At 46.5% G+C, this 21,598-nt stretch carries 20 protein-coding genes; 8 read left to right on the top strand and 12 right to left on the bottom strand.

Annotated elements, in window-relative coordinates:
• Positions 1-91: 91 nt before the first annotated feature.
• From BM099_RS15135 to ald, 6 genes are all read left to right on the top strand, one after another.
• A complete protein-coding gene (locus BM099_RS15135; protein WP_177201203.1) occupies positions 92-925 on the top strand; it encodes an MOSC domain-containing protein in 834 nt (277 codons plus the stop codon).
• Entirely contained in the window at positions 922-1,656 is a 735-nt protein-coding gene (locus tag BM099_RS15130) for a helix-turn-helix domain-containing protein (RefSeq protein WP_090729005.1), read from the top strand. Before BM099_RS15135 ends, BM099_RS15130 begins: the two co-directional genes overlap by 4 nt.
• Positions 1,657-1,799: 143 nt before the next feature.
• Positions 1,800-2,681, top strand: a complete 882-nt coding sequence (yddG, locus tag BM099_RS15125; RefSeq protein ID WP_090729003.1) for an aromatic amino acid exporter YddG — start codon at positions 1,800-1,802, stop codon at positions 2,679-2,681.
• 218 nt (positions 2,682-2,899) lie between these two features.
• Positions 2,900-3,673 (top strand): AzlC family ABC transporter permease, encoded by a 774-nt coding sequence (locus BM099_RS15120; RefSeq protein ID WP_090729001.1) that lies wholly within the window; start codon positions 2,900-2,902, stop codon positions 3,671-3,673.
• Between the two features lie 19 nt (positions 3,674-3,692).
• On the top strand, positions 3,693-4,013 hold the full coding sequence (locus BM099_RS15115; RefSeq protein WP_090728999.1) for an AzlD domain-containing protein: 321 nt from the start codon (positions 3,693-3,695) through the stop codon (positions 4,011-4,013).
• Between the two features lie 230 nt (positions 4,014-4,243).
• Positions 4,244-5,359 (top strand): alanine dehydrogenase, encoded by a 1,116-nt coding sequence (gene ald, locus BM099_RS15110; protein WP_090728997.1) that lies wholly within the window; start codon positions 4,244-4,246, stop codon positions 5,357-5,359.
• Positions 5,360-5,507: 148 nt separating this feature from the next.
• Here ald and fadA read toward each other — a convergent pair whose 3' ends face one another.
• The 3 genes from fadA to BM099_RS15095 form a co-directional block, all read right to left on the bottom strand.
• Complete coding sequence (fadA, locus tag BM099_RS15105) at positions 5,508-6,686, bottom strand: acetyl-CoA C-acyltransferase FadA (RefSeq protein ID WP_090728995.1); 1,179 nt, start codon at positions 6,684-6,686, stop codon at positions 5,508-5,510.
• 2 nt (positions 6,687-6,688) lie between these two features.
• On the bottom strand, positions 6,689-8,845 hold the full coding sequence (gene fadB / locus BM099_RS15100) for a fatty acid oxidation complex subunit alpha FadB (RefSeq protein WP_090728993.1): 2,157 nt from the start codon (positions 8,843-8,845) through the stop codon (positions 6,689-6,691).
• Between the two features lie 375 nt (positions 8,846-9,220).
• On the bottom strand, positions 9,221-10,048 hold the full coding sequence (locus tag BM099_RS15095) for a fatty acid desaturase (protein ID WP_090728991.1): 828 nt from the start codon (positions 10,046-10,048) through the stop codon (positions 9,221-9,223).
• 577 nt (positions 10,049-10,625) lie between these two features.
• Between BM099_RS15095 and BM099_RS15090 the strand changes: the two genes are divergently transcribed.
• Positions 10,626-11,213 carry a DUF502 domain-containing protein gene (locus BM099_RS15090; RefSeq protein WP_090728989.1) on the top strand — a complete coding sequence of 196 codons (588 nt, stop codon included), beginning with the start codon at positions 10,626-10,628 and terminating at the stop codon, positions 11,211-11,213.
• Positions 11,214-11,288: 75 nt separating this feature from the next.
• On the opposite strand, the gene BM099_RS15085 is transcribed toward BM099_RS15090, so the two are convergent.
• The 7 genes from BM099_RS15085 to BM099_RS15055 form a co-directional block, all read right to left on the bottom strand.
• Positions 11,289-12,218, bottom strand: coding sequence for an electron transfer flavoprotein subunit alpha/FixB family protein (locus BM099_RS15085; RefSeq protein ID WP_090728987.1), 930 nt, complete (start codon positions 12,216-12,218; stop codon positions 11,289-11,291).
• Positions 12,215-12,967 carry an electron transfer flavoprotein subunit beta/FixA family protein gene (locus BM099_RS15080; RefSeq protein WP_090728986.1) on the bottom strand — a complete coding sequence of 251 codons (753 nt, stop codon included), beginning with the start codon at positions 12,965-12,967 and terminating at the stop codon, positions 12,215-12,217. Before BM099_RS15080 ends, BM099_RS15085 begins: the two co-directional genes overlap by 4 nt.
• 283 nt (positions 12,968-13,250) lie before the next feature.
• Positions 13,251-14,015 carry an enoyl-CoA hydratase gene (locus BM099_RS15075; protein ID WP_090728983.1) on the bottom strand — a complete coding sequence of 255 codons (765 nt, stop codon included), beginning with the start codon at positions 14,013-14,015 and terminating at the stop codon, positions 13,251-13,253.
• Positions 14,016-14,058: 43 nt separating this feature from the next.
• The gene (locus BM099_RS15070; RefSeq protein WP_090728982.1) at positions 14,059-14,619 is read right to left on the bottom strand and encodes a DUF2889 domain-containing protein; all 561 of its coding nucleotides are present in this window, start codon (positions 14,617-14,619) and stop codon (positions 14,059-14,061) included.
• Between the two features lie 10 nt (positions 14,620-14,629).
• A complete protein-coding gene (locus tag BM099_RS15065) occupies positions 14,630-16,297 on the bottom strand; it encodes an AMP-binding protein (protein WP_090728980.1) in 1,668 nt (555 codons plus the stop codon).
• Positions 16,298-16,428: 131 nt separating this feature from the next.
• The gene (locus BM099_RS15060) at positions 16,429-16,746 is read right to left on the bottom strand and encodes an SCP2 sterol-binding domain-containing protein (RefSeq protein ID WP_090728978.1); all 318 of its coding nucleotides are present in this window, start codon (positions 16,744-16,746) and stop codon (positions 16,429-16,431) included.
• Positions 16,747-16,910: 164 nt separating this feature from the next.
• A complete protein-coding gene (locus BM099_RS15055) occupies positions 16,911-18,704 on the bottom strand; it encodes an acyl-CoA dehydrogenase C-terminal domain-containing protein (protein ID WP_090728976.1) in 1,794 nt (597 codons plus the stop codon).
• Between the two features lie 265 nt (positions 18,705-18,969).
• Here BM099_RS15055 and BM099_RS15050 point away from each other — a divergent pair, with 265 nt between their 5' ends.
• On the top strand, positions 18,970-20,301 hold the full coding sequence (locus BM099_RS15050; protein ID WP_090728975.1) for a glycosyltransferase: 1,332 nt from the start codon (positions 18,970-18,972) through the stop codon (positions 20,299-20,301).
• 17 nt (positions 20,302-20,318) lie between these two features.
• On the opposite strand, the gene BM099_RS15045 is transcribed toward BM099_RS15050, so the two are convergent.
• Entirely contained in the window at positions 20,319-20,810 is a 492-nt protein-coding gene (locus BM099_RS15045; protein ID WP_198064016.1) for a hypothetical protein, read from the bottom strand.
• Positions 20,811-20,887: 77 nt separating this feature from the next.
• The gene (locus tag BM099_RS15040; RefSeq protein WP_090728972.1) at positions 20,888-21,385 is read right to left on the bottom strand and encodes a hypothetical protein; all 498 of its coding nucleotides are present in this window, start codon (positions 21,383-21,385) and stop codon (positions 20,888-20,890) included.
• Between the last annotated feature and the right edge of the window lie 213 nt (positions 21,386-21,598).

Genomic DNA, 21,598 nt, shown 5'->3' with positions numbered 1-21,598 from the left:
AAAAAGCCTGTACAAGCCTGTTGTTATGCGATTAATCTGCCATGTATACAAGTGTTTAGCACGACTATTTAGCACAACAGGGATTCAGTTCATGAGCGATATCTACTTACATAGTATTCACCAGCACCCGGTAAAGTCCTGTGCTCCCATCGAGCTCAGTCGTGGCTGGATAGATGAACTCGGATTAAGTGGAGATCGCCGTTATATGGTGGCTGATGAAAGCGGGGTTTTTATGACAGCCCGCAAGTACCCCAAGCTCACTCAACTGATGGCAACACCGTTTGATGGCGGTGTAATCCTCGCCGCCCAAGGCGCACCAACTCTGGAATTACATGAAGCTGATTATCTGGACGATTACCGGGAAACAGAGGTATGGAAGCAGCTCATGCAAGCACAGCATTGTGGTGTAGAGGCACAACAATGGGTTAGCGCATTTTTAGACACGCCTTGCCAACTGTTATTTTTTGGTGAAAAAACAGAGCGTCCTATCAAAGATTTCACAGAGCAACAAGTCAGCTTTGCCGATGGCTATCCGCTGCTATTAACCAGCACAGCATCACTCGATTGGCTACAAGAGCGCTGCCCTGACTTCATCGCTATGCAGCAATTCAGACCCAACTTGGTTGCTAGCGGTAACCTCCCTTTTGCGGAAGATGACTGGCAAGAGATTCAAATTGGCGAAGTCCGCTTTACTGTTCACTCACCTTGTGAACGCTGTAAGCTGACGACTTTGCCACCCCACTCCATCGAATTCAACCCACACCAGGAACCGCTGCGAACGATGCTAAAATACCGCCGCGCTCATGAGGGTGGCGCACTGTTTGGTCAGAACCTGATCGCACAAAACTGCGGGGTTATTGAAGCGGGTATGCCAATAGAGGTTATTAAACAAGCGCCTGCTGATCTTATTCGTGATGTTGAATGAAGCACACCAACCTGACATTGGACCTGCGCAGCTATAGTCATGAAGCTAAATCCCACCAGCACGACTACCATCAGCTGGTGCTTCCTATCGCTGGGCAGCTTGCCATGAATATCGGCAACCAAGAAGGCCAGGTATCTCCCCGGCAAGCAGCTATGATCCTTGCAGGAGAAACTCACGAGTTTTCTGCCTCTGATCAAAACAGCTTTGTTGTTGCCGATGTGCCCGCCGCACTTGCGCCTGAACTGGAGAAACTACCGGCCTTCATCCCCCTTGACGGTGCACTCGCACACTACGTAACTTTTCTGCACCAGAACCTTTTGCTCAAACCGTCTCAAAATACCAATAGCGAACGCCAGATGCTTTTGTTACTCATTCAATTATTACAGGAACGTTTTGGCAAACCTTTACAAGTAGATCGTCGTATTGAAGCGGCGAGAAGCTATCTTGATCATCATTTTAGCGAGTCTATATCCGCCACAACGCTAGCAACCGCTGCTAATATCAGCCAACGCCAGCTCAATGAATTGTTTCGCCGACAACTCGGCATGACACCGCAGCAATATTTAATTGAAAAACGCATGCAGCAAGCCTGGCAGCTACTGGAGACAGCCACCATGAGTGTTCAGCAGGTCGCTGATCATGTCGGATATAACAACCTTTCCGCATTTAGCAGTCGGTTCAAAAAGCACTTCGGGCATTCACCGCGTCACTTTCGCCAGATCGACAACTAGTCCACCTGTATTATTATAGAGCTCAGCTAAATCGACTAAGAACTCCGCTGAATCGACAAAGAGTTCAGCCATATCAGCAAAGACAGTAGCACTTCTCAGGTCATACACTAGATATTCTCTTAAATATGATTGTTGGTGAACTAATGTCCCAAGTACAGCGTGCAACCTACATAGGCTCCATCTCGATTATTTTATGGGGCGCACTCGCATTATTTACCCGCCTTACTGATGGCCAGATACCCCCTTTTCAAATGATGGCGATGACCTTCAGTATCGCTTTTCTCTTGATGAGTTTACGCTGGTGGTACCAAGGGCACTTAGGTTTACGTCACCTGCGCCAACCCAAATTGGCCTGGATATTGGGTGTGGGGGGCTACTTTGGTTATCACTTTTGTTATTTCGTTGCGATGACAAAAGCCCCGGCAGTAGAAGTCAGCCTGCTGGCCTACCTCTGGCCACTGCTGATTGTATTATTCGCAGCCCTGTTGCCGGGAGAGCACTTTAGGCTGAAATACTTACTCGGCGCCCTATTAGCACTATTAGGATGTGGGGTACTGATCGGTAAAGGTGGCATTGGGTTTCACAGCGAATACCTCCCAGGCTACTTATTAGCGCTAGCATGCGCCTTCATATGGTCGGGATATTCTGTTGCCAGCAGACTAGTAAGCGCCGTACCCACCGATGCGGTAGGCTGGTTTTGTGCCGTAACCGCGATACTAGCGCTGCTATGCCATCTAGCATGGGAACCTACCGTCTGGCCAAGCACAGGTATGCAGTGGGCAGGAATAGCAGGGCTTGGCCTTGGCCCGGTAGGCATCGCCTTTTTCACGTGGGACTACGGCATCAAGCACGGTAATTTACAGCTACTCGGCATACTCGCTTACGCTGCGCCGCTAATCTCGGTTCTCTTACTAATAGCCGCAGGAGAAGCCCAATTAAGCTGGACACTGCTGTTAGCCTGCACTGCCATTGTGGGCGGATCGGCATTAGCAGGTATCAACTGGAAAAATCGCTTCTTAGCATAAAAACCTGGTTTACAATCAAGCCTTTACTTTTTAATGGTTCGCTTTAAATTATGTATCCTGTTGCGTAAACATCAGCCAACAGGAGTATATAATTCATTTCACAGCATCAGAGCCTGGTAATGCTGGTTTTTGTAAAGTACTTCATCCTAACAGGCCATCGATATACCCTCGGCCCGATATCTGCTTAACGTTAACCCTGTGATGAATGGCAAACAATCATGACGCATACAACAACGCTACCTTCAACACCTCCTTCATCAACAAAGCAACGCCGCCATGAATTTATGGGTGGCGCAAAAGCCACCTTGCCTTTAATAGTGGGCGCAATACCGTTCGGCATTATCTTTGGCACACTGGCAGAACCCAGCGGATTATCAGTAATTGGCGCCCTCGCTATGTCGATCATTGTTTTTGCTGGCGCCAGCCAGTTTATCGTACTCGGTTTGCTCGCAGCAGGCGCGGCGCTACCTATCATTATTGCGACAACCTTCGTCGTCAACTTGCGGCATATCCTATATGCCGCCAACTTAGTACCCAAAGTTCGCCACCTCCCTCAGCGCTGGCGCATACTGATGGCATTTGGGCTAACCGATGAGACCTTCGCTGCAGTGAGTAGCCGCTACCTTCAACAAGATGATATTCGTAACGCACACTGGTTCTACTTAGGCTCTTTTTGCGCCATGTATGGTAATTGGGTGCTATGTACCGCTATAGGTGTAGCGCTAGGAGAGCTGTTTCCTGACATGACCCAATGGGGATTGGATTTTGCAATGTCAGTTACTTTTATTGGCATGGTTGTGCCTTACCTTAAAAACAAACCGATGTGGGCCTGCGTTATTGTTGCGGCGGCAATGGCGATAGCTACCGCAGGCATGCCTCACAAACTAGGCCTGTTACTCGCCGCGCTATCCGGGATTGCTGTTGGCTTATCTTTTCAAATGATGCTGGCGCGACAAAGTAAGCAAGATAACAAAAACAACAAGGACTTATAGGAATCTATAAGGAGTTATCATGAATGAAGCACTGTTAATTGCTGGTATGTTCATTGTGACGTTTAGCGTACGTTATGTACTGTTTGCAGTTGCAGGACGTGTGCATTTTCCCGCCTGGCTCAGCACAGGCCTGGGATTTGTACCGCCTGCCGTATTAACAGCCATCATCATGCCTGCAGTGTTGATGCCACAAGGGCAGCTATGGGTAAGCCCCACTAACCCTTGGTTACTGGCTTCATTGATAGCCGTCATCACAGCGTTTATCCGCAAAGACCTGCTGACAACCATTGTTGTCGGGATGCTTGCCTTTAGCTTATTTCGTTTTGGTTTCGGTCTTTAAACAATGATAAGAGCTATCCCCCATAAATAACGCCAATTTTGTGCAACAGCACAGTTTTTATTGCCATCAACTACCAAATAAGCAGTGATATTGTCTAATTATCGATCAACAACATCGTAATATTCTGCCAATCCAGTGCTAATCTGAATAATACTAATCTGAATTTATTTTACCCCAACAATAAAAAATGCCTGTCTCAGACCACTATATGAGACAACTGGAGGTTCGACATGCTTATCGGCGTCCCTAAAGAGATCAAAAACCATGAATACCGCATTGGCATGACGCCAGCGGGAGTCCGTGAGCTGGTAACGGCTGGCCATCAAGTCATCATTGAACGCGATGGAGGAACCGCTATTGGCTTAACCAATGAACTATATGAAGCGGCGGGTGCAACCATCATCGACACGGCTGAAGAGATCTTCGCCACCGCAGAGATGATCGTCAAAGTAAAAGAGCCACAGCCTAACGAATGTAAAATGCTGCGTTCTGGCCAATTATTATTCACGTACCTTCACCTTGCACCAGACCCCCAGCAAACAAAACTTTTAGTAGAGTCTGACGCTGTCGCCATTGCCTATGAAACCGTGACCGATAACCACGCCGGCTTGCCTTTGCTTGCGCCTATGAGCGAAGTCGCAGGACGCATGGCGATTCAGGCTGGGGCACACTCACTGGAAAAAGCTCAGGGCGGGCTAGGTACCTTACTCGGCGGCGTACCGGGTGTTGCACCCGCAAAAGTTGTCGTCATTGGCGGTGGTGTGGTCGGCATCAACGCTGCTCGCATGGCGATGGGATTAGGTGCAGACGTTACGATTCTGGATCGTTCTTTGCCGCGTCTAAAACAACTCGATGAGATTTACGGCCCACAACTAAAAACACTTTACTCCAATGTTGAATCCATCGAAGAAGAAGTCGTTGCAGCAGATCTGGTAGTCGGCGCGGTATTAATCCCCGGCGCAGCTGCACCCAAGCTGGTAACGCGTGATCATTTGAAAAAGATGAAAACGGGTGCCGTGATAGTCGATGTCGCGATTGACCAGGGCGGCTGTTTTGAAACATCGCATGCAACCACTCACCAGGACCCGATCTATATCGAAGAAGGTGTGGTGCATTACTGTGTGGCTAATATGCCCGGCGGTGTTGCTCGTACCTCAACCTTTGCTTTAACTAACGCAACCTTGCCATTTATTCTAGCGCTGGCCAATAAAGGCTACCAGAAGGCACTCAGTGATGATCCGCACCTGCGTAATGGCTTAAACGTGCATCGTGGCAAAATCACCTATAAAGCCGTTGCAGACGTATTGGGATATGAATATCAGACGGCAGAGGATGCAATTCGCTAGTCGGCGGCTTTAAGCCAGAAAAATCCCAACAAACCATTCAATGAACAATTCAATGAACAATTCAATGAACTTAAAAAGGGCCGCTGAAATGAGTCAGCGGCCCTTTTTAGTTAATAGCTATTGCTGCCAAGGTATTGGACAATAAACGTTAATTTAAACGTTCAAATACCGTCGCAACTCCCTGCCCCATACCAATACACATCGTTGCTAAACCGAACGTACCGTTCTTCTGTTCCAACACATTTAACAGTGTGGTGGAGATACGTGTACCCGAGCAGCCTAGCGGGTGACCTAATGCAATAGCACCACCATTAAGGTTGACGTTTTCTTCCATGCGATCCAGCAATTTCAGGCCTTTCAATACAGAAAGTCCCTGCGCAGCAAAGGCTTCGTTCAATTCGATATAATCGATATCATCCATCTTCAAACCAGCACGTTTTAACGCTTTCTGCGTTGCAGGGACAGGTCCATACCCCATGATAGAAGGATCACAGCCAGCAACAGCCATCGAACTAATCACGGCTCGTGGTTTCAAACCTAGTGACTGAGCTTTTTCAGCAGACATCACGAGCATACCAGATGCACCATCAGAAAATGCTGATGAAGTACCCGCCGTTACAGTACCGACTTTCGGTACAAAGACAGGCTTCAAACCTTGCAAGACTTCAAAGGTCGTTTCAGGGCGAATGACTTCATCCTGCTCTAACAAGCTCTTAAAACCATTTTCATCATGGCCTTCGATTGGGATGATCTCGTTATCAAAGCGACCAGTTTCACGTGCTTCATGTGCCAGGCGGTGTGAACGCGCACCGAACTGATCTTGCATTTCACGCGAAATACCGTTCATCTTGCCCAGCATTTCAGCGGTAACCCCCATCATCAGGGCGGCTTTAGCGACATGTTTAGACATCTCTGGATTGATATCAAGACCATGCAGAATATCCAGATGCCCCATATGCTCCACACCACCGACGATGAAAGTATCACCATTTCCGGTCATGATAGATTGTGCGGCATTATGTAGCGCCGACATCGAAGACCCGCACAAGCGGTTAATTGTTTGCCCGCCTATGGTATGCGGCAAACCCGCTAACAGCAGCGCATTACGCGCAATGTTAAAGCCTTGCTCTTTGGTTTGGTTAACACATCCCCAGACGACATCTTCTATGTCAGCCGGATTAACATTGGGGTTACGTGCCAATAAGCCATTCATAACAGCAGCAGATAATGCTTCAGCACGCACGTTACGAAAAGAACCACCCTTAGATTTCCCCATCGGGGTACGGATGCCATCTACGATCACTACGTCATTTGGTTTCAGACTCATGATTATTTCTCCCCGCCGAAATAGGTTTCGCCAGCGGCGGCCATCTGTTTCATTCGCTCGGTTGGTTGATACAAACCACCAAGATGTTTATATTTTTCCGCGAGTTCACAGAATGCAGTTAATCCCATCTGATCCAGATAATACAAAGCCCCACCACGGAATGGAGGAAAACCAATGCCGTAGATCAGGCCCATGTCCGCTTCTGCAGCAGAGGAAACAATACCATCTTCTAAACAGCGAACGGTTTCGATGCACAGCGGGATCATCATACGTGCGATAATCTCTTCATCAGAAAAGTCACGCGCATCACCCAAGACTCCCTCCAATAATGTAAAGACCTCTTCATCAGCAAGCTTCTTAGGCTTACCTTTACGGTCCATTTCATATTGATAGAAACCTTTACTATTTTTCTGACCAAAACGTTCTAATGTAAACATTCGATCAATCGCATTCTCACCTTCGTGCTGCATACGATCCGGGAAACCTGCTGCCATGACGGCATCGGCATGGTAAGCCGTATCAATACCGACAACATCCAATAGGTAAGCCGGGCCCATTGGCCAACCAAAACCTTCCATCACCTTGTCGATTTTGCGGAAATCAGCGCCATCTTTTAACAAGGCGGAAAAACCACCAAAGTAAGGAAATAGAATGCGGTTTATCAGGAATCCTGGACAATCGTTTACCACAATCGGGGTTTTGCCCATCGCTTTAGCATATGACACCGTACGTGCTATCGCAGCATCGCTACTTTTCTCACCACGGATAACTTCTACCAGCGGCATCAAAGCCACCGGGTTGAAAAAGTGCATACCACAGAAGTTTTCAGGACGTTTCAGAGACTTGGCCAACTCAGTAATCGAAATAGTGGATGTGTTCGATGTCAGAATCGCGTCTTCAGGCATGTGGCCTTCTACTTCAGCCAAAACTGCTTTTTTAACTTTAATATTTTCTACGACCGCTTCAACCACCAGATCAACACGATTGAAATCACCATAGCTCAAGGTCGGTGTAATCCGATTGATTGTTTGCGCCATTTTAGTCACATCTAAGCGGCCACGTTTCAGCTGTTTACCTAATAGCTTATTCGCTTCATCCAGCCCCAGCTGGAGCGCACCTTGATTGATGTCTTTCATCAATATAGGCGTGCCTTTCACCGCTGACTGATAAGCGACGCCACCGCCCATGATACCTGCGCCCAATACAGCCGCCTGTTTTACCGGCGAACCCTGCGCTTCATATTTTTTACTGACCTTTTTAACGTACTGGTCTTTCATAAACAGACCAACCAACGCCGGAGTCACTGCATTTTTTGCTAACTTAACAAAATTTTTCGCTTCGACTTCCATCGCTGGTTCGCGATTCATCGTGCAGGATTTCTGAATCGTTTTCAGCACCTGCATAGGTGCAGGATAATGCGGACCTGCTTTAGCACCAATCAGCCCTTTCGCGGTTTCAAATGCCATCATCTGTTCGATAGCATTCAATTTAACCGGTGTTTTTTTCTCATCCCGGCGTGCCTGATAATCAAACTTACCGGCAATGCACTGCTTAACAAGATCTATAGCCGCATCACGTACCTGAGCCGTTGCTACAACCGCATCAACTGCACCATCTTTCAGCGCATCTGCTGCACGTTTTTCAGCGCCAGCGCAGATCCACTCGTTAGCATTATCAATACCGATCAGGCGTGGCAAACGCACCGTACCACCCCAACCAGGATAAATACCCAACTTCACTTCTGGCAGCCCTACTTTGGCCGTATCAGCCATCACACGATAGTCTGTCGCCAGCGCCAACTCAAAACCGCCGCCTAATGCGATACCATTGATGGCTGTTACTGTTGGGAATGGCAGGTCTTCAATTTCACTAAACAGACCTTGTAGCCGGATCAGATTCGCGACAATGGTCTCCTCATCATGATCGAACATCTGCGCAAATTCGGTAATGTCAGCACCAACAATAAAACTATCTTTGGCACTGGTAAAAACAACGCCGGTTACGCCGGCCGTTGTTTGCAGCTGAGTAACCGCTTCTCGTAGTTCTTGCATAGCCAATTGACTGAGTGTGTTTACTGCCTCATTTCTGAGATCAAACACCACCTCATAAATACCCTCTTCAACTGCTTGCAAGCGGATCGCTTGACCTTCCATTAACATGGGATGACTCCATACGTCAGGTTATGTACTGTTATTTTGTGACTTATGTCGCTAAGTTATTCCAGTCTAGCCGGAAGTGATATTGTTACAATGACAGTTTCAATCAGCATCACTAACGATACCCTTCATTAGCCAATATACCCCAATAAACACTGGACATACTATTACACCAATCAGTAACAATTTAATTCAGTTAGAGCCATACATTGCCTGATGTTGAGTGCAGCGAGATAAGACGCGAAAAAGCCTTTCAGCGTGTCTGATAAGATCGAGATTTAAACCACGATGCTGGTTTTAACCGGCCTGAGAATATCGAGCGGAAAGAGTCGCAATTGCAGATAAAAATCAGAAGTAAAAGACAAAACATGAACGGATTCATCTTCCAACAAACATTCGGGTAAAAATAGATTTTTGGTAAAGGTGAGTAGGAATTTCAGCTTCAATCTTCGCATGCAGTGCCGGTAATTTTGACCAGTGCACTCCTTGTTTATGGTGGTGTGCGGTATGGTATCCGAGGTTGCCGGTTAAACGATTGAAAAGCGGATCCAGGTTGTTGTAAGAGGCTTCAAATTCGTTTTCCGTATCCAGACCTGAATGATGATCGTATGTCACATAGGCGGTGAAAAGAAGGCTGGTGATCATGGGTAAGACGAATAGCAACAGGCCTGCAACGGGCTTATACCAGACAAGAATGGCGACGATAATAGATGTTATCGCGGTATAAATCAGAAAGGGTTTAAATTGTTTTGGGTAGCGCTTTCCTACGCTATAGCCCCGTGTATAAGCGGTTAAGGCAACAATTAGTGTGTACTCTACCACTCCCATACGAGTACCGTCTTTGCGTTTCCAACGGCTCTCATCCTGCTCTTGATTGAGAAAGTTCACATGGTGGCCCAATACATGATGTAGGCGCCAAAGATGCGTTGTTACACCGGTGTGCAAAGCGTAAATGAATTCTAAACCGCGATTGAGTAAGGTATTTCGAAATGTAAAAAGGTGTTGGTGGTGGTGATTCCATGCACAGATGACCCCTTTTGGAAGAATCATCAACAGATAATAGCTAACAAGAAGCACGATGTTATTGACTGTAAAGTACAGGACAAAATCAATAATAGTCAGTGTTAGAATGATAAAAACAGGCCAGCGATCTTCCTTATACTTAAATTTACTCAATTTTGTTGGTGTTTTAAAATTTTTCTGCACGTATATTTCCAGTAAATTAAACGATATTTATCAGTATGCCAGTTAAGATCCGTTACTCATTTTCCTATTTTCTGCACTCCCTTTTCAGGTGTAATAACCAATTGGTCAGCGAACACCGTAAGGAGCCTGCGTCTGGAGTGTTGATTTATTTCGAGTGAAAAGAAGGCTCTAACAGAGGCCTACGCACTATTAGCATGTGTAATGTTGGCGGTCGACAACATCCTCCAACGTATTATGTTTATTCTATCTGCTGTACGAGAGTTGCCATCATATCTGGATATTCCTCCCTATCATATCTACCAAAAGTTTAACTATAGTTGACACCTCAGCAATAAGTAGCCTTTTGGCTGCTTTTATCTTTCACGAGATTTGACACACCTGAAAATTATCTCAGGAATCATCTGAAGAGTTACCCCCAGAGCCTGTGGATAACCAGCCTCATGAGCATGGGGTAAACTCCACAAAGCTATTAATACCGCAGTGCAGCGAAATACGAACAAAGTTCAACCAATGTTGATAGCATACGCAGGTAGAGTATTGCGCTATACCTGCGTAAGCTCATAGAGAGTGACGACAAATGAACCGGATATTTACATTTATTCTGCAGGGGCTTATTGCTGTTCTGCCGTTAGGGCTGACTGTTTATTTCATCTATTGGCTGTTTACTTTTATGGAGGAACTCGCCAAACCGTTGCTGCTCTCACTGATTCCCATTCCCTTCTACTTCCCCGGACTAGGCATTCTTGCCAGTGTCGTCGTCTTAGTATTAATCGGCATAGTGGTGAATCTATACGGTATTCGCTATCTGGTAAAATTAGGCGACCGACTGCTAGAAAAAATCCCGGTGGTAAAATCGGTTTACAGCACCATTCAAGACATTGTCACTGTCTTTAATATTACGAATAAAAAGGATGATTTACGCAGTGTCGTATCAATCGACATGGGCAACAATATCCACCTGATAGGATTCGTAACGGGCGTCGCCGCCGGAAAAAAGCTATTCGCTGAAGAGGATAAAGTAGGTGTGTACTTGCCGATGAGTTATCAGATAGGCGGGTTTACTGTTTATGTCGAACAAAATCGCTTAACCCGACTAGATATCAGCGTTGAAGAAGCCATGCGCATGGCAATTACTGCAGGCGTAAAAGCCAAGAAAAGATCATGATGCAGAGCACAAAAAGGGCTGCATTAAGCAGCCCTTCTGGAGGTCCGTAGCGATGCTACGAAAACAACTGTGATATCACAGTGCAGCTTGCAACTCAGGAATCACGTCGAATAGATCAGCAACCAGACCATAATCAGCCACCTGGAAGATAGGCGCTTCTTCATCTTTGTTGATCGCAACAATAACCTTAGAGTCTTTCATACCTGCCAGATGCTGAATCGCACCCGAGATACCGACAGCAATATACAGATCAGGCGCCACCATCTTACCGGTTTGGCCTACTTGCATATCATTGGGAACAAAGCCCGCATCTACTGCCGCGCGTGATGCACCCACAGCCGCACCAAGCTTGTCAGCCAGAGTGTATAACATCTCGAAGTTTTCGCCGTTACCCATTCCACGCCCGCCTGACACCACAATAGATGCAGACGTCAATTCAGGACGATCGGATTTAGCCAGTTCAGCACTCAAGAAACGTGAATTCTCAGAAGCAATCACATCGGCGATGGCATCAACAGATGCGCTACCACCGTCTGCTGCAACCGCGTCAAAAGCAGTACCTCTGACAGTAGCTACTTTGACAGCGTCTGCTGATTTAACCGTCGCAATGGCGTTACCTGCATAGATAGCGCGCTGGAAAGTATCAGGGCTAACAACCGCAGTGATATCAGATAACTGGTTAACATCCAGCAATGCAGCAACACGTGGCAAAATATTCTTACCATCCGACGTTGAGGATGCAAAAATATGGGTATAACCTTCAGCGATGGAAACAATCAGCTTACTCGTATTTTCAGCCAAATGGTTTTCATAAACAGCATTATCAGCGACGCGTACGCTGCGAATTCCCGCTATTTTTGCCGCTTGTTCAGCAACTGCCTGACAGCCACTACCCGCTACCAGAATATCGATATCGCCACCGACTTGAACTGCCGCAGCAACGGTATTCAGTGTTGCTGATTTCAGCTCCTGATTATCATGTTCTGCAAGAACTAGAATACTCATGACAGTACCTTCGCTTCATTCTTCAGTTTATCGACCAGCTCAGCAACCGAGCTTACTTTAATACCCGCTTTTCGCTGAGCAGGTGGCTCAACGGCAACCAATGTAATATTGCTACTCAGCGTAACACCCAGTTCTTCGGGTGTTTTCACATCCAGCGGTTTTTTCTTAGCTTTCATGATATTAGGCAAAGATGCGTAACGCGGCTCATTTAAGCGCAGGTCAGTAGTAACGATAGCTGGCAGGTCCAGCTCAAGCGTTTGTAAACCGCCATCTACTTCACGTTTCACAGTGACCTTATCACCTTCAACAACAACTTCAGAAGCAAAGGTTGCCTGAGGACGATCCAGCAATGCCGCTAGCATCTGGCCAGTCTGATTGTTATCAGAATCGATGGCTTGTTTACCCAGAATAACCAAACCTGGCTGTTCTTCAGCAACGACTTTAGCCATCAATTTTGCCACTGACAGTGAATCCGGTGCATTAACTGTTTCAATATGAATTCCGCGGTCAGCACCCAGCGCCAATGCCGTACGAATCTGTTCCTGGCACTGTTTAGCACCAATCGAGATTACGACGATTTCACTGGCAACACCTTTCTCTTTCAGGCGTACAGCTTCTTCAACTGCAATTTCACAGAACGGGTTCATAGCCATTTTTACGTTAGCCAAATCCACATCCGTTTTATCCGCTTTAACACGTACTTTGACGTTGTAATCAATTACGCGTTTTACAGCGACAAGTATCTTCATACAAGCCTCGCTTTTGTTGTTCTTTTGATGGTCTGAACGCCAGACCTTACGTCTAGGTCAATAATAGCTCTGCACCGCCAAGCCATAATAACAAAACATCTGTTTCATGGACGACTGCATCCATTCTCGCAAAACACTCCGCAAATACAAGGGAAACTACGTAGTCTTTTAGCAGTTATTTATATTACCTTAACGTAAACGTAAAGGCGAACGTAAAAGAAATCTTAAATAACTGATACCAACCACTTCAATTGCAACTGTCTGCAACTATCATCCTGATAGCTTAATTAAAATTCGGCTGACGCTTTTCAATAAACGCCGTAAAAGCCTCTTTGGCTTCTGCAGAACTTAAACGCTCAGTCAACTGCTCAACTTCGTCAATCAGTACCGATTGTAATAGTTCCTGATGATGACTCTTCAGCATTTGCTTACTCTGTTTCACTGCCTGAGGCGGCATACTGGCTAGTTGCCGGGCTGTTTTCAACGCTTCAGCTAATGGTTCATTAACAACATAATTCACAAGGCCTAACTCAGCAGCACGCCTGCCATCAACAGCATTACCTAACACCAGTAACTCGAATGCTAACCGATGCCCTAATTGCTGAGGCAGTAATAAGCTAGTTCCGCCTTCAGGCACCAGACCTAAGCGTGCAAATGGCAGCTGAAAACGTGATGTTTCGCTACAAAAAACCAGATCACAATGCAGTAACATCGAGGTACCAATCCCTACTGCAGCACCTTCTACGGCCGCAATAATGGGTTTACTAAACGTCGATATTGTCTGTAAAAACTTCAGTGGTAACGCGCCTTTATCAGGCTGAGAGGCTGCCGCCATGAAATCCAATATATCATTACCGGAGGTGAAGCAATCAGTCGTTCCTGAAATCACCACGACCCGAACGCTATCATCCTGCTCAGCCCCGACCAGCCCATCAATCAGCGCCTGATACATATCCAGCGTTAGCGCATTCTTTTTATCCGGACGGTTAATTTTCAGTAACATTAATGTCTCATCTCGCTGTTGCAAGACATGTGTTCCTTGGCTCATAATTTTCACTCAGTTTTCATGGATATTTTAAAAAGACCAGATTCTATGAACCCTGAAGGGCGGGATCTTCAATATATAACTCAGGCAGGTAGCGCTTTACCACATCACTATCCTGCGCCCAGGTACGGCACGTATTTAACATTACTTTAGCACCCGCATCCATGACATCCTCGTCCATACTCGGCCAGAGGCTCTGGATACTGGTCGTGGCCATAACAGGTAACAATTCATGCAGATGCGTGCAGCCCTGCGCGCCCCCAACTAATTCTTTAGCTTTACGTTGCCAGCCCGGCCCTATACGTGTGCCTTCCAAGCGCTTAAATACATGCACAGCACCGGGACACATCATAAATGGAGATTCATCAATGGCCGCTTCAACCTGATGAATTAAGAACGTCTTGTCTAACGTAAAACGCAGCTTCATATCATGAAAAGCTTCACCTGCAGCGACATATCCGCCACGCTCTGGGTTATCCACAGAGTCGGCTTTCACATCGGTCATTTGTGCTTCAACATCCCACATCCCATCTTCCCGCTCATAGCCATTACAGATAATGGTGCGCCGATGAGCATGTTTACGACGAACCGGCTTAGATAAAGACATCTCTCATTCCTCAGTCTGCATCCTTCTGCTGGCCAACATCATCTTTTAACATGCGACGCAGCACCTTACCCACATTAGACTTAGGCAGGTCATCTACGAAAACCACGGATTTTGGCACTTTATAGTTGGTCAAATGCTCTTTACACCACTTGATCACCTCCTTCTCAGTGAGCGAGGGGTCTTTGCGTACGACAAACAGTTTTGGCACCTCGCCACTACGTTCATCTTTAACACCAATGGCGGCACATTCAACAACACCTGGATGAGATGTCACTACATCTTCAATTTCATTGGGATAGACATTAAAACCGGAAACAATAATCATATCTTTTGCACGATCAACAATTCGCAAACGTCCATCTTCTTCACGAACAGCCACATCACCCGTTATCAGAAAACCATCATCGGTAAAGCATGACTGGGTTTCACGTTCGCGCAGCCAGTATCCCTGCATAACCTGAGGACCTTTAACACAAAGTTCACCCGCCACACCCGTTGGCGCAGCAGCACCAGTAGTATCAATGATACGTACATCCGTCGCTTTCAACGGCCAGCCAATGGTACCTATCTTCACATTACCGGGTGGGTTGATCGCAACAGCAGGCGAGGTTTCAGTTAATCCATAGCCTTCCATAATGTCGCACCCCGTCACGACTTTCCACTGATCCGCCGCCGCATGCGTGAGTGCCATTCCGCCGGAAATGGTCACCCTCAACTGACTAAAATCCAACGCTTTAAAATCTTCGTTATTACACAAGGCTACAAAGAGGGTATTCAACCCCATAAAGCTCGTCATACTCCAATTTTTCATCTCTTTAACGAATCCAGGGATGTCGCGAGGATTAGCGATAAGAACACTGTGTCCTCCGGCTTCCATAACAATCTGCGATAGAGTGAATGCGTAGATATGATAAAGAGGCAAGGGCGCTATCGATGTATCAGACCAATGACTATCAGCCTGACGCATAAGGTCTCTGCCCTGCAGCATGTTAGACACCAAATTACCGTGTGTTAACACAGCCCCCTTAGAAACTCCCGTGGTGCCACCGGTATACTGAAGAACGGCCATATCTTCGGTTTTCACTACCACAGGCTGTGGTTGTTGCCCTACCCGGCTGAGTAACGCCTGACGCAGCGATATTTCCATCGGCAGGTTGTAATCAGGTTCCATCTTCTTTATGTATTTGATTGCCGTATTCAGCAGCGTACGTTTGATAAAACCATGCAAATCACCCACCTGAGTCACAAAAATATGTTTGATCTGAGTTTTATCAATAATTTTTTCGGCGTTGTGCGCCATGCTGGCATGAATCACCAGTGCCTTAGCCCCGGAGTCTTTGAACTGATGCTCCAACTCGCGCGGGGTATACAAGGGGTTAGTATTCACCACTACTAAGCCCGCCCGCAGAGCACCAAACAGTACAATGGGATATTGAATCAAATTCGGTAACTGAATCGCCAACCGGTCGCCCGGCTGCAAATCTGTTTCTTGCTGAATATAAACCGCAAACGCATCGGCCAGGCGGTTCAACTCATCAAAGCTCAACGTCCTGCCGAAACTGGTAAATGCCGGGCGCTCGGCATAACGCTGACACACACTGGACACTACATCGAGAACGGTTTTATATCCCTCGGGATTGAGATCTTCAGGAATCCAGGTACCACGTGCATTATCCATCAACTGCCCCTGCTTTTATTGTTATGGGTAGGCGCAAAGAGTCTGCTCACCATGAGGTAAACGACTCTTTTTTAAATTCATTCCTAAGCGCTTTATCTAAGCTCTTTACCTAAGTTCTATACCTAAGTTCTTTATGCGACCGGGAAAAGCGCCGTTAAACGTGTTGCCAGCATAATATCGCCATCTGCACGGATACGCCCCGTCATAAATGCTTGCATTCCATCGGTTTCACCCGAAATAACTTCCTGCAAAGTTTGGCTATCCATAGATAAAGTAACGGAAGGCTCATCATGCTCACCTTGAGCAACAACACAATTACCCTCACTAACAGTGACATGGTACGGTTCGCCATCGTCAATCTGATACTGAAAGACTACATCCAATCCAGCGGCTGCTGCACTATTAAAACGATTTTTCATCTCTTCAAATATATTGCTCAGGTCAGACATAGTGGTTCCCTCTACTCGGTTACTTATCACTTTATTTATATTTATATGGTTACGCTTCTTCTGATAACGCGTTGCTTTATAACTTAAAAATTGCTGCGCAAGCCAACGGCCAGCCCGGTACTTTACTATCCACACTTTAAAGGCCTCACTATAAAGTCCACGCCTTAAAAGACAAAGTGTTCTGTATCCAACGCCATCAGACTCTCTGCCCCGGACTGCATAATTTCAGCATGCGCACGCGTGCGTGGCAACAAACGGGCAAAGTAGAAGCGCGCCGTTGTTACTTTTGCTTTGTAAAAAGCTTCCTCAGACGTTCCCTGATCTAATGCCAGCTGTGCCTGCTGAGCCATTCGCGCCCAAAAGTAAGCCAAGGTCACATAACCAGAGTACATCAGATAATCAACCGCAGCAGCACCGACCTCCTCCCGATCCTGCATCGCTTTCATACCCACTTTCATGGTTAGCTCGCCCCATTCATGATTAAGCGTAGCCAATGGCTCAACAAAAGGCTTCATTGCATCATTATTTGCGTGTTCTTTACAGAATTTATGTACTATTTTAGTAAACCCTTTCAACGATTCACCTTGTGACATCAATACCTTACGGCCTAACAAGTCTAGTGCCTGAATTTGAGTCGTGCCTTCATACAACATCGAGATGCGCGCATCACGTACGTTTTGCTCCATACCCCATTCAGCAATATATCCGTGGCCGCCATACACTTGCACACCATGATTAGCCGACTCAAAGCCTGTTTCAGTCAAAAATGCTTTGGCAATCGGTGTCAAAAACGCAAGCAGCGCATCTGCTTCAAGCTTTTCATCCGCACCCGCCAGTTTGGCCTTATCAACAAGCTGGGCACAGAAGTAGATCAATGCCCGGCCACCTTCCGCAAAGGCCTTCTGCGTTAGCAACATATTTCGCACGGCCGGATGCACAATAATCGGATCAGCCGCACCGTCAGTGTTCTTTGCTCCCGTTAGCGAGCGCATCTGCAAACGATCTTTGGCATATGGAAGGGAGTTCTGGAAGCCCCACTCTGCATGCGCCAACCCCTGCAAAGCCGTACCCAAACGCGCCGTATTCATAAAGGTAAACATACAGTTCAAACCTTTATTCGGCGGGCCGATCAGATAACCGGTCGCATCATCAAAGTTCAACACACAAGTAGCGTTGCCGTGAATACCCATTTTGTGCTCAATTGAACCACAGACAACCCCGTTACGCGCGCCAACAGCATCGCCTTGCGGCATAAATTTAGGCACGATAAATAAGGAGATACCTTTTGTTCCTGCCGGTGCATCCGGAAGACGAGCCAACACGATATGAATAATGTTTTCTGCCATATCGTGCTCACCGGCAGAGATAAAAATCTTGCTGCCCGAAATTTTATAACTGCCATCTGCCTGCGGCTCAGCTTTGGTACGCAGCAACCCCAGATCAGTACCACAATGTGATTCGGTCAGGCACATAGTACCCGTCCACTCACCACTCACCAGCTTAGTTAAATAAACCGCTTTCTGCTCGTCGGTACCATGCTCGCTAAGCGTATTCATCGCTCCATGGCTCAATCCCGGATACATACCCCATGACCAGTTAGCCGTACCGACCATTTCGCTGATAATCGTGCCAATGGACTCAGGCAAACCCTGGCCGCCGTGTGCAGGGTCGTGAGACAGTGACGGCCAGCCGCCTTCAACATACTGCTGATAAGCCTCTTTAAAGCCGGTTGGAGTTTTCACGTCGCCATCATTAAACTGGCAGCCTTCCTGATCTCCTACCTGATTTAGCGGAGCGAGCACGCGCTCAGCAAATTTAGCGCCTTCTTCGATGATCGCATTCACCATATCTGGCGTTGCATCTTCGCAACCGGGCAAACTGGCATAGTGTTTTTCCGACTCCAATACTTCATTCATCACGAACTGTATTTCACGTAAAGGCGCTTTATAATCTGGCATGGTCATCAATTCCTTAGTTCTTATTTTTTATGCACCCGCAAAACACGATGTAATGGGTAAGCATCAATTTCATCATTTCAGTAAGAATGGATGAAAACCTCACAACCACCAATAACAAAAGATGCCAATATCACTAACAAATAGTTTCAACATGCCAATAACCTGCATAAACACTATAATTGTGCACTGCAAAAATCTGACAAATTAATTCAACCAACACTTTATAATATAACTGAGAATGCATTTTTTAGTTTAAAATAGCGCGATGAAAAAATTATTGATTATCGGTTATGTATGGCCAGAACCGCGCTCATCGGCAGCGGGATACCACATGCTTTCGTTTATCGAGCTATTTTTAGCACAGCAGTGGCAGGTCACCTTTGCCAGCCCGGCGGCGTTAAGTGAGCACCGGGCAGATCTTGGCGCATTGAACGTAGATGAGGTAGCAATCGAGCTTAATTCAACAAGCTTCGATGACTGGATCAAGCCATTACAACCCGATATTGTTTTATTTGATCGCTTCATGATGGAAGAGCAGTTTGGTTGGCGGGTTGAGAAATGCTGCCCTGATGCACTGCGGATACTGGATAGCGAAGATCTGCACAGCCTTCGGCAAGCACGCCATCAGCTACTAAAACAGCAATTACGTGACGATCAATTAGATATCCCGGCACTATCCTCAGGTTCATCACTACCCGCTTTGTATCAAAGCATGACCAACACCGACCTGGCGCAGCGGGAAATTGCAGCTATTTACCGCTGCGATCTGACACTGATGATTTCCGATATCGAGATACGGCTATTAACCGAGCACTTTAACGTTCCCGCTAGTCAGTTGATTCACTGCCCCTTTATGCTGCCCCGCGAACGACCTCATAAACCTGCATTTATAGATCGGCAGCACTTTATCAGTATCGGCAACTTCCGCCATGCTCCCAATTGGGATGCGGTTCTGTGGCTAAAACAACAATTATGGCCGCTGATCCGTCTACAATTACCCCATGCTGAGTTACATATTTACGGTGCTTACCCGCCGCCAAAAGCCACAGCATTGCACAATGCAAAAGAAGGTTTTTTTATCAAGGGCTGGGTAGACGATGCACATCAGGTTATCCGTGAAGCACGCGTGTTGCTGGCACCTCTACGCTTTGGTGCCGGGATAAAAGGAAAACTCGTTGATGCCATGAGAAACGGCACACCCTCAGTGACTACTTCAATCGGAACCGAAGGAATGATTGATCCTCTGGAGGTCTGGAGTGGAGAGCAAGCCAACACACCCGTCGATTTTGCACAGGCGGCTGTCCGTTTATATACCGATGCAACACAGTGGCAAGTATCACAAACAGTAGGATATCAGATACTTAACAAACGATTCGATCAGACTATTATCCAAGCGAGGCTGATGGAACGCATTACAGCCCTGTTAGAACCGGAGCAGCTAACAGCACACCGGTTAAATAACTTCACTGGGCAGATGCTGCGTCACCACCATCACAAAAGTACAAAATACATGGCGCAATGGATAGAAGCTAAAAACAAGCAGACCGCTAGCGAGGCAAGAGTAGCAGGCGCCATCCCCCTGGATCCCACTCATTGATTATCAAGGCTCATTTCTTACTTTGCGCTGCCCTTTTCACTGCCATGATCCGCCGTTGTATCGCTTGGCTCTGTTGTGCTACGAACGACATTACTGATAATTTGCGGAACAAACCTTTCTGAGAACCCCGCAACAAAAGACCAAAACAGAAACTTCGCCAAATCCTGCCCGGTCAGCGGATACGTTTTTGTCAATATATCGATCATAAACGCCGTATCAGGCGTATCATTTTGCGGCTCAGGAATATAAAAAAGGGGAAATAAATTCCCCGAGATCATTCCAGATAAAAAAATACAATAAAGTACCAGCGCAAACACTCCACCAAAAATCGGAATCAATAAAACCTGAAACCAAGATTGAGTGAGTAATACAAGCTCCTCATCTGAAACTGTTTTAATGCGCTGCTGGATACTCACAAAGCCACCAATAATGCCGCACATAAAACCAGCCCACGTCATCATCAACCGATGGCTAAAATAGAAGCTAAGCGCAAAAACGCCACTAAACAACAGCACAGCCAAGGCGGTCATAATAATCAACCGCTTCGTTAATATATGAATATTCGCAATTCTATTCATATCAAACCTCAGTTCGCTGACGACCTGCGATCACTTCTTATATATTGCTCAGCCGATTGAATCTTGGCATCTATATCCCTATACGGGTCACTCGGTGGGGCAATTCTGGGATTTTGCGCACTTGAATTCGGAACAACAGGGTTCTCATTAGCAGGCCTTTGATCGATAGCTTCCTGAACAATAGGACTGGGGCGACCGAGTACCTCACCCAGATTGAGATCTTCCAATGACATAGCGCCTGGATCCCGTCTGGCAGCGGCTTCCCAATTTTTAATTTTCTCCTGTAACTGTAAGTTAACCTCAGCCAGACGTATATTTTCTGCTTCAAGGTCGCTCTTAATATCCTTTACTTGCGAAATAGCCGAAGACAACTCAATTTTTGCATTAGCAATCTCGATTGAGACACTGCTGGATGACTGTGCGATATACAGCAGCCCCAGCGTTGCAGCCACCATACAAAAACTCAGCGCATGCCAAAAACTACGAGGTATATTCGCCATATCCATGTCGATCTCCTCAGCTTAAAAACCATAAACCGCATAACAATACCCTGTTAACGGCAGTCATTATTAGAAATCATACAAATCACATGCCAAAACATAACTAATTGATTATTAATAACTAAATGCAAAAGTTTCTTTAAGCTAGGGCAAAAAACACCCAGCATAGAACTACAGCAGCTGCTTTGCTGATAGATTTTTTGTTGTTTTGTTGAATAT

Source organism: Neptunomonas qingdaonensis, from assembly GCF_900113275.1.
Classification (GTDB): domain Bacteria; phylum Pseudomonadota; class Gammaproteobacteria; order Pseudomonadales; family Balneatricaceae; genus Neptunomonas; species Neptunomonas qingdaonensis.
The sequence above is the reverse complement of the archived record's forward strand: the minus strand, read 5'-3'. Positions and strand labels throughout refer to the sequence as shown.

Bases quoted from the DNA above. Each gene is read 5' to 3' on its own strand.
- BM099_RS15135 (WP_177201203.1), top strand. From the start codon at position 92: ATGAGCGATATCTACTTACATAGTATTCACCAGCACCCGGTAAAGTCC.
- BM099_RS15130 (WP_090729005.1), top strand. From the start codon at position 922: ATGAAGCACACCAACCTGACATTGGACCTGCGCAGCTATAGTCATGAA.
- yddG (WP_090729003.1), top strand. From the start codon at position 1,800: ATGTCCCAAGTACAGCGTGCAACCTACATAGGCTCCATCTCGATTATT.
- BM099_RS15120 (WP_090729001.1), top strand. From the start codon at position 2,900: ATGACGCATACAACAACGCTACCTTCAACACCTCCTTCATCAACAAAG.
- BM099_RS15115 (WP_090728999.1), top strand. From the start codon at position 3,693: ATGAATGAAGCACTGTTAATTGCTGGTATGTTCATTGTGACGTTTAGC.
- ald (WP_090728997.1), top strand. From the start codon at position 4,244: ATGCTTATCGGCGTCCCTAAAGAGATCAAAAACCATGAATACCGCATT.
- fadA (WP_090728995.1), bottom strand. From the start codon at position 6,686: ATGAGTCTGAAACCAAATGACGTAGTGATCGTAGATGGCATCCGTACC.
- fadB (WP_090728993.1), bottom strand. From the start codon at position 8,845: ATGTTAATGGAAGGTCAAGCGATCCGCTTGCAAGCAGTTGAAGAGGGT.
- BM099_RS15090 (WP_090728989.1), top strand. From the start codon at position 10,626: ATGAACCGGATATTTACATTTATTCTGCAGGGGCTTATTGCTGTTCTG.
- BM099_RS15085 (WP_090728987.1), bottom strand. From the start codon at position 12,218: ATGAGTATTCTAGTTCTTGCAGAACATGATAATCAGGAGCTGAAATCA.
- BM099_RS15080 (WP_090728986.1), bottom strand. From the start codon at position 12,967: ATGAAGATACTTGTCGCTGTAAAACGCGTAATTGATTACAACGTCAAA.
- BM099_RS15075 (WP_090728983.1), bottom strand. From the start codon at position 14,015: ATGAGCCAAGGAACACATGTCTTGCAACAGCGAGATGAGACATTAATG.
- BM099_RS15070 (WP_090728982.1), bottom strand. From the start codon at position 14,619: ATGTCTTTATCTAAGCCGGTTCGTCGTAAACATGCTCATCGGCGCACC.
- BM099_RS15065 (WP_090728980.1), bottom strand. From the start codon at position 16,297: ATGGATAATGCACGTGGTACCTGGATTCCTGAAGATCTCAATCCCGAG.
- BM099_RS15060 (WP_090728978.1), bottom strand. From the start codon at position 16,746: ATGTCTGACCTGAGCAATATATTTGAAGAGATGAAAAATCGTTTTAAT.
- BM099_RS15055 (WP_090728976.1), bottom strand. From the start codon at position 18,704: ATGCCAGATTATAAAGCGCCTTTACGTGAAATACAGTTCGTGATGAAT.
- BM099_RS15050 (WP_090728975.1), top strand. From the start codon at position 18,970: ATGAAAAAATTATTGATTATCGGTTATGTATGGCCAGAACCGCGCTCA.
- BM099_RS15040 (WP_090728972.1), bottom strand. From the start codon at position 21,385: ATGGATATGGCGAATATACCTCGTAGTTTTTGGCATGCGCTGAGTTTT.